This window comes from Falsiroseomonas sp. HC035 (genome assembly GCF_050563525.1).
Lineage (GTDB): Bacteria > Pseudomonadota > Alphaproteobacteria > Acetobacterales > Acetobacteraceae > Falsiroseomonas.
Genome location: NZ_JBNXUN010000014.1, coordinates 121,535 through 129,275, shown reverse-complemented (window position 1 = coordinate 129,275; position 7,741 = coordinate 121,535). Strand labels below are relative to the sequence as shown.

The 7,741-nt window shown below is 72.0% G+C and carries 7 protein-coding genes; 6 read left to right on the top strand and 1 reads right to left on the bottom strand.

Annotation, left to right across the window (positions count from 1 at the left end; translation table 11 throughout):
- The 6 genes from ACLF3G_RS23305 to ACLF3G_RS23280 form a co-directional block, all read left to right on the top strand.
- On the top strand, nucleotides 1-849 hold an 849-nt coding region (locus tag ACLF3G_RS23305; protein WP_430671799.1), incomplete at its 5' end, for a sugar phosphate isomerase/epimerase family protein.
- Nucleotides 846-2,066 (top strand): glycosyltransferase family 4 protein, encoded by a 1,221-nt coding sequence (locus ACLF3G_RS23300; protein ID WP_430671798.1) that lies wholly within the window; start codon nucleotides 846-848, stop codon nucleotides 2,064-2,066. The genes ACLF3G_RS23305 and ACLF3G_RS23300, both read left to right, overlap by 4 nt.
- Nucleotides 2,063-2,800 carry a PIG-L deacetylase family protein gene (locus ACLF3G_RS23295; RefSeq protein WP_430671797.1) on the top strand — a complete coding sequence of 246 codons (738 nt, stop codon included), beginning with the start codon at nucleotides 2,063-2,065 and terminating at the stop codon, nucleotides 2,798-2,800. The genes ACLF3G_RS23300 and ACLF3G_RS23295 overlap by 4 nt, the downstream gene beginning before the upstream one ends.
- Entirely contained in the window at nucleotides 2,797-3,414 is a 618-nt protein-coding gene (locus tag ACLF3G_RS23290; RefSeq protein ID WP_430671796.1) for a uracil-DNA glycosylase, read from the top strand. Before ACLF3G_RS23295 ends, ACLF3G_RS23290 begins: the two co-directional genes overlap by 4 nt.
- Nucleotides 3,386-5,032 carry a glycosyltransferase family 2 protein gene (locus ACLF3G_RS23285; protein WP_430671795.1) on the top strand — a complete coding sequence of 549 codons (1,647 nt, stop codon included), beginning with the start codon at nucleotides 3,386-3,388 and terminating at the stop codon, nucleotides 5,030-5,032. The genes ACLF3G_RS23290 and ACLF3G_RS23285 overlap by 29 nt, the downstream gene beginning before the upstream one ends.
- Nucleotides 5,022-6,431, top strand: coding sequence for an MFS transporter (locus tag ACLF3G_RS23280; protein WP_430671794.1), 1,410 nt, complete (start codon nucleotides 5,022-5,024; stop codon nucleotides 6,429-6,431). The genes ACLF3G_RS23285 and ACLF3G_RS23280 overlap by 11 nt, the downstream gene beginning before the upstream one ends.
- 76 nt (nucleotides 6,432-6,507) lie before the next feature.
- Here ACLF3G_RS23280 and ACLF3G_RS23275 read toward each other — a convergent pair whose 3' ends face one another.
- Complete coding sequence (locus ACLF3G_RS23275; RefSeq protein WP_430671793.1) at nucleotides 6,508-7,281, bottom strand: SDR family NAD(P)-dependent oxidoreductase; 774 nt, start codon at nucleotides 7,279-7,281, stop codon at nucleotides 6,508-6,510.
- Nucleotides 7,282-7,741: the final 460 nt, after the last annotated feature.

Genomic DNA, 7,741 nt, shown 5'->3' with positions numbered 1-7,741 from the left:
AGCATGAGCCTGCGCCTCGCCTACAACACCAACGGCACTGCGAACCACCGGCTGACGGATGCCGTCGCGATCATCGCCGAGGCCGGCTATGACGGCGTGGCGCTGACGTTGGACCATCATCACCTGGATCCGATGGAGCCCGGCTGGCAGGCCCGGGCGGAAGCGCTGGCGCGCGACCTGGCGGCGCGCCGGATGGGCTGCGTCATCGAGACCGGCGCCCGCTACCTGCTCGATCCCCGGGCCAAGCACGAGCCGACCCTGCTGACGGCGGATGCGGCGGGGCGTGCGCGGCGCGTGGCCTTCCTCAACCGCGCGACGGATATCGGCGCCATACTGGGCGCGGAGGCGATGTCCTTCTGGGCCGGCGTGCCGCGCCCCGGCGTCAGCCCGCACCAGGCGCGCGCGTGGCTGCGGGAAGGCGTGTCGCAGGTCCTGGAACACGCCGCGCATCGTGGCGTCGCCGCGGCGCTGGAGCCCGAGCCGGGCATGCTGGTGGAGACCGTCGATGATTTCACGGCGCTGCGCGCGGAACTGCCGTGGCTGACGCTGGCGCTCGACCTGGGCCACCTGCTGGTGACGGGGGAACGTGATCCGGCGGCCGCGGTGGCGGAGTTCGCGGATTGCATCGGCACCGTCGCCATTGAGGACATGGCGCGTGGCGTGCACGTCCACCTGCCCTTCGGCGAGGGCGACATGGACATCCCCGGCTGCCTCGATGCGCTGGAGCGCGCCGACTTCCAGAAGCTGGTCTGCGTCGAGCTGTCCCGGGAAAGCCACCGTGCGGATGCCATGGTGCCGGCCTCGCTCGCCTGGCTGCGCGGATGCCGCGAGGCGAGGCGCGTGGCGTGAGGGTGCTTTTCCTGTCACGTCGCTTCTTCCCGGCGATCTCAGGCATGAGCGTCTATGCGCTGAACCTGCTGCGGCAGCTCGTCGCGGCCGGGCATGACGTGACGATGCTGAGTCAGTACCGCGGCGACGCGCTAGGCACGCGCATCTATGGCGGCGGACCGCCGCCGGAGGTTCCGGGGGTGCGTGTCATCGGGCTGCGATCCTTCGGAGAGGAAATCGAGGGCGAGGCGGATTTCGAGCGTGACGTGCAGGCGATGGTGGATGCCGTCCTGGCCGACCATGCGCGAGCGCCCTTCGACGTGCTGCACGCGCAGTACGGCTACCCCACCGGCTGGGCGGCACTGCTCGCGGCGCGGCAAATCGGCGTACCGGTCGTGGTTTCCATCCAGGGCGGCGACGGGCACTGGGTCGGGTCCTGCTGCGAGACGCACCGGCAGGCCATGCTGCGCGTGCTGAACCACGCCGGCCGCCTGCTGATCGGCTGCGACAGTTTTTCTCGCGAAGTGGCGGAGCGCCTTGGCGTCTCGCGCGATCGCTTCACCATCGTGCCCGGCGCGGTCGACGTGGCGGAGTTCTTCCCGCCGGCTGAACGAAAAGCGGGCGATCCGGTGCGGCTGTTCTACCATGGCCGCGTGGATCGGCGGAAAGGCGCGCTGGACTTCCTCGACGCACTGGCTTTGCTGCGGCAGCAGGGCGTCGCCTTCGCCGCGACGATCAGTGGCATCGGGCCGGATCTGGAGGCCTGTCGGGATCGCGATGCAGCGCTCGGCCTCCATACGCGCTTCGCCGGCTATGCGGATTACGCGGCGGCGCCGGCCCTGTATCGCGAACAGGATGTGTTCGTATCCCCGACCTATGCCGAGGGATTTTCGAATACGGTGCTGGAGGCGATGGCGAGCGGCCTTGCCTGCGTCTCCTGCACCGCGGTCGGCGTTGTGGACTGCCTGCGGCATGGCGAGAACGGGCTGCTCGGCGCGCCCGGCGACGTGCCGGCGCTGGCTGCGAACCTGCGCCTGGTGATCGAGGATGCCGCGCTGCGCGAAAGACTGGCCGCAGCGGCGCTGGCGGAATGCCGCGCCACCTATTCCTGGGAGGTGGTGGGCCGGCAGATCATGGCGACCTACGAGGATCTCCGGCATGACGCGCCGGAGGTCGGTTTCGACCCGGCGCTGCCGATGGAGCCGTGCCGCTTCCGTGCGGCGCCGCACCTGCTGTGAGCCGTCTCGCACTGGCCCTGTCGCCGCATCTGGACGACGCCGCCTTTTCGGCCGGCGGCACCCTGGCGCGGCTGGCGGATGAGGGGTGGGAGGTGGTGGTGGCGACGTTGTTCACCGCCTCCGTCGCCCTGCCCACCGGCTTCGCCCTGGCTTGCCAGACCGATAAGGGCTTGGCGCCGGAGGTGGACTACATGGCGCTGCGGCGGGCCGAGGATGCCGCCGCCTGCGCCGTGCTGGGCGCGCAGCCCGTCTGGCTGGCGCTGCGCGAGGCGCCACACCGCGGCTACCACTCCGCCGCCGCGTTATTCGGGCCGCCGCACGCGGATGACCCCGCGGAGCGCGAGGCGACGGCGGCGATCGAGCCGTTGATGGACCTGCTGCGGCCGAGCCTGCTGCTGGCGCCGCAGGCCATCGGCGGGCATGTGGACCATGTGCTGCTGGTGCGGGCGTTGCGCGGCCTGGAGGTGCAAGTGCCCGTGCTCTGGTGGCGGGACTTCCCCTATGTGGCCCGCACCACCACCCCCGCCATGCCCTGCGCGGCGCTGCTGGACGGCCTGCCGGAGGCGGCGCTGCCCGGCGATGCCGCGCGCAAGCGGGCGGCCTGCGCGGCCTATGCCAGCCAGCTCGGCTTCCAGTTCGGCGGCAAGGCGGGGCTGGAGCGGGCGCTGGATGCCGCTGGCATGGCGGAGGTGTTCCGCCTTCAGGGCAACCCGCCCCTGGCGCGCGCGGCATGAGCGCGGCCCTTGCCTGCCCCAATGCACTGGCAGCCCGGCTGGCGCTGCTGCGGCAGGCGCCGCACATGGCGCCGCTGCGCGACCTGGCGGCGCGCCTTCGCGCGGATGTCGGCCGGCCGGTGCCGGAGGTCGATCCCGCCGATGGCGGCGCCGCGGCCCGCGTGCTGCTGCTGCTGGAAGCGCCGTCGCCGAACATCGGCGTGGTGTCGCGCGACAATGCCGGCGGCACCGCGGCCAACCTGCGCCGATTCCTCGACGAGGCCGGCCTTGCGCGTCGGGACGTGCTGCTGTGGAACCTGATCCCGTGGATGATCCCCGCCCCGGGCGCCCGCAACCGTGCGCCGCTGGCGGCCGAGGCGCGGGCCGGGCGCGCCTGGCTGCCGGCGCTGCTGGAATTGCTGCCGGCCCTGCGCGTCGCCGTGCTGGCCGGGCGCATCGCGGCGCAGGCGGAGGACACGTTGCACGCGGCGCGGCCGGAGGTCGCGGTGCGGCTGATGCCGCATCCGAGCCCGAACTGCGTCTGCACCCACCCCGCGATCGCCCTGCGCATCGCGGCGACGCTCGCCGATGTCGCTGGCCTGCTGCGTGTCCCGGCCCCAGCCCAGACCGCCTGAGGTCGCTCCGGCACGGGGTCTGCCCGCCGCGGCCTTCCTGCCGCGGCGCTGGGCCTTCGCCGGCCTGGTGGCGTTGCTGGCGCTTGGCCTGGTGGGGCTTTCGCTGCGCGTCCTCACACCCGGCGGCTGGACTGCCTGGGAAGGACTGCTGCTGGCCTGCCTGGTGTTGAATGCCCCCTGGGTCGCACTGGCGGGCGCCACCGGGCTGCTTGGCGCCGGCATCCGGATGGGCGCGCGCGACCCGGTGGCGGCGGTGCTGCCTGTGCTGCGGGACCTTGCGGCGGATGCGCCGGTCCGGCGCCGCACGCTGATCGCCGTCTGTGTGCGGGATGAGGAGATGGCGGCGGTGCTGGCCCCGCTCGGCCGGCTGCTGGATGGGCTGGCGGGGCACGCGGCCTGCTTCGGGCTGGCCATCCTGTCCGACAGTGCCCGGGCCGATGGCGAGGCGGCGGCGGTGGCGCGCTTCGCAGCGTCGCGGCCGGCTGGGCAGGTGCGGTACCGGCGGCGGGCGGACAATGCCGGCTACAAGGCCGGCAACGTCATGGACTGCCTGGACCACCATGCGGAGGGCTTCGACTTCCTGCTGCTGCTGGACGCGGATTCCGAGATGACGGCGCCCGCGGTGCTGCGGATGGTGCGGGTGATGCAGGCGGACCCCGGCCTTGCCATCCTGCAATCCACCATCGCCAGCCGGCCGGCTTCCGCGCCGTTCCCGCGGATGCTCGGCTTCGGGCACCGCCCGGGCTCGCTCACCTGGGCCACCGGGCAGGCCTGGTGGCAGGGGGCGGAGGGCCCCTATTGGGGGCACAACGCGCTGATCCGCATCGCGCCCTTCCGCACCGATGCGCGGCTCGGCACGCTGCCGGATGGGCGGCACATCCTGTCGCACGACCATGTCGAGGCGGCGCGGCTGCATGCGGCGGGCTGGGCGGTGCGCGTGCTGCCGGATGGTGACATCGCCGAAGACGGGTCGCGCGAGGCGCAGCCGCCGAACCTGCCGGAATTCCTGCAGCGCGACCGGCGCTGGGCGGCGGGCAACATGCAGTACCTGCACCTGCTGCGGCGGCCGGACCTCGGCGCGCTTGGCCGCTTCCAGATGCTGCAGGCCATCCTGCACTACGCCCTGGCACCGGCCTGGTTCGCAATGCTGCCCCTGGCGGTGCTGAACGTCGGCACGGATGCGGCGACGCCGCGCGGGGCTCTGCTGGCGTTGCTGGGCCTGGGCTTCGCACTGCTGCACCTGCCGCGCCTCGCCGGACATGCGGAAGCGCTGTGGCGCGGGCCCGGTTCCGGCCGTGGCGCCTATCTGCGGCGGATGCTGCACGAGGCGGGCTTCCTGCTGATGTTCGACTCGATCCTCGCCTTCGACCGGACGCTGACGGTGCTGGCCGCCGGGCGACGCCGCGAATGGGCGGCGCAGCATCGGGCGGAGAGGGTGGTAGGCTGGCGCGAGGCGGCGCGGCTGCTCTGGCCGCATACGGTGATGGGTGGCGTGCTGGTGGTGGTGCTGGCGGCCCATGACTCGGGCTTCGCCCTGGCGGTGGCGCTGCCGGTGGTGGCGGGCCTGTTACTGGCCGTTCCCTTCGCCGTGCTGACGGCACGTCCGGATGCAGCCTGAAGCGGCCAGCGCAGCGCCGCGCTGGCCCCTGGTGGACCGGACCGGCTGGTGCCTGGCGCTGGTCTTCGCGCTCTATGGCTACCAGGGGCTGGTGGCGGGCTTCGCGCTGACGGCGCTTCCGAACCATTTTGCCAGCCTCGGCGCCAGCACGGGGCAGGTGGGTGCCCACATTGCGATTGTCGGCTTGCCCTGGATCCTGCAGCCGCTTTGGGGGCCGGTCGTCGACCGTTTCGGCGGCTTCCGCATGGGGCGGCGCCGCTTCTGGGTGGTGCTGGCGCTGGCGGCATCCCTGCTGGCGCTGGCGCGGCTGCTGCTGGCGGGGCCGGTGACGGCCGGTGGCATCGCCGCGATCAGCGCCGTGTTCCTGCTGCACAGCGCCCTGGCCGCGCTGGTGGATACCGCGATCGACGGGATGATCATCGACCACGTGCCGACGGCGCGGCTTGGCCGGGCGAATGCGGTGACACGCGCCGGCTTCGTCTCCGGCATCGCGGTGGGAACCGCCCTGTTCGCCTGGCTGTTGCCGGCCCGGGGATTGGCCTTCGCCTCCGGTGTCCTGCTGGCGGTGGGCGCCCTTGTGCTGGTGCTGCCGCTTCTGGTGCGGGAGGCGCCGGGCGACGATTGGCTCTCGCTGCGGCAACGCGAGATGCGGACGGGCGGCGATTCCTTTGCAGCCGTGATGCGGCAACTCCGGGACATCCTGCGGCGGCGCTCGACGCTCGCGCTGCTCGCCTTCTGCTTCTGCGTCGATTTCGCAGGTGCTGTGTTCCGCGTGCCGCTGGCGGTGGAGCTAATCCAGCGGCGAGGCTGGGAGGCGGAGGCGCTGTCCTCCTGGCAGGCCGGCATCGCCCTGATGGCAGGCACCGTCGGAGCGCTGCTGGTGGGATGGTGGACGGACCGGGTGGGACCAGGGAGGCCAGGACCGGGGCTGGCGGTGGCGGTGCTACTGGCGCTGTGCGCACTGGGTCATGCCGTGGCCGGTGCCCTGCTGGCGTTGGGGGATCCGCGTTGGGCGGCGCGGGCGGGCCCGTTGGCACTCGGGTTGTCAGGGGTATTGCCGGCGCTGCTGTTCGTGGCGCTGGCGCCGGCGGTGATGCGCGCCAGCCGTGGTGCCGCCGCGGCAACGCGCTTCGCCATGTTCATGGCCGCCCTCAACCTCGGCGACGTCGCCGGATCCGCCATGGCGGGAACCGTGGCGCAATGGCTGGACCTTTGGGCGACTGGGCTTCTCGCGGCGGCCGTGTTCTGTCTCGGCGCGGTGCTGGCTACGCTTGCACCTGGCATCCGCGAGGCCGATGCGGCCGGTGGTGGTGGTTTGGGAGTGACAGAGACCGAAGCGTGCGGGGAAGCATCTGGGGAAGTAAAGCCGGGTGCTCCGGGCGCCCGTCGCGCTGGATGACCGACGGCGGAGCTTGCCGTTCCCTCCGATCCACGAGGACGAGGCCGACGAAGCCGATGGCGAGGATATTCATGGCCTAGTAGGCCATCCAGCCACCATCGACCATCAGGTTGTGGCCGGTGATGTAGGTGGCCTCGTCGCTGGCCAGGAACAGCGCGGCGCTTGCGATGTCGCCGGGCCGGCCGAGGCGGGGCATCGGCGTGCGCGATCGCGAATACTCCAGCGGATCCGATCCGGCACCGCCGAGCGGCTTGCCCGTCAGGACGCGGCCCGGCGCCACGGCGTTGCAGATGATGTTGTCCCCGGCATAGTCCACCGCAACCTGACGCGTGATGTAGACGGCGGCTGCCTTGCCGGTGCCGTAGGCGATCTTGCCCGGCGCGCAGACCATGCCGTGCTGGGAGGAGATGTTGACGATGCGGCCGCGCGCATCGCCCACCACCGGCTGTGTCAGGAACTGCTGGATCGCGCGCTTGCAGCCGAAGAACACGCCCTTCGCGTTCACCGCCATCACATGGTCCCAGTCTGCCTCGCTGGTCTCCAGCAGCCTGGTACCGCTGCCGAGCGTGGCCGCGTTGTTGACGATGACATCGAGCTTGCCGAATTCCGCCACCGTCTTCGTCACCAGCGCGTCGATGTCGTCCCACTTCGCGACATCGCAGAGATGGAAACGCGCGGTGCCCCCGGCCTCCTCGATCAGCTTGCGGGTCGGCTCTCCGCCTTCCTTCACATCCTCCGTCAGGTCCCCGATCGCGACGGTGGCGCCTTCCCGGGCGAACAGGATCGAAATGGCGCGGCCGATGCCCGACGCGCCGCCGGTGACGACCACGACCTTGTCCTTGAGGCGCATGGTGCTCTCTCTCCCTGGTTCGATCCTGCAGGCGGCAGGCGACCGCTGTGCCACCCGGCAGCACCCGCAGCATCGGGCGCTCCACGTAACATCCTGGCATGGCATGCGGGCCGAGCGGATGGAAGGCACGGCCAGCCGGAGGCGCCAGCGGGCTCGGCATTTCCCCCGTCACGGCCACGCGCTGGTGGTGCAGCGCCGGGTTCGGCTGCGCCACGGTGGACAGCGAAAGCTGCGCGCAGGGGTGCTTCGGTTGGGTGTAGAGGGGCGCCACCGGCCCCGCCCCGACCACCAGCAGGTCGCCGGCCGGCGCCTGGACCAGGACATCCAGCGCGCTCACCGTGCTGTAGATCGGGTTGCTGTAGGTCAGGACCGGCAGCGTGCCGACATCTCGGTTGGCGAGGCGCGCCGCGGACGCCGCCGGCATACCAGGCTATCCCAGGCGTCATTTTTTCTGCTGAAA

Bases quoted from the DNA above. Each gene is read 5' to 3' on its own strand.
- ACLF3G_RS23280 (WP_430671794.1), top strand. From the start codon at position 5,022: ATGCAGCCTGAAGCGGCCAGCGCAGCGCCGCGCTGGCCCCTGGTGGAC.
- ACLF3G_RS23275 (WP_430671793.1), bottom strand. From the start codon at position 7,281: ATGCGCCTCAAGGACAAGGTCGTGGTCGTCACCGGCGGCGCGTCGGGC.
- ACLF3G_RS23290 (WP_430671796.1), top strand. From the start codon at position 2,797: ATGAGCGCGGCCCTTGCCTGCCCCAATGCACTGGCAGCCCGGCTGGCG.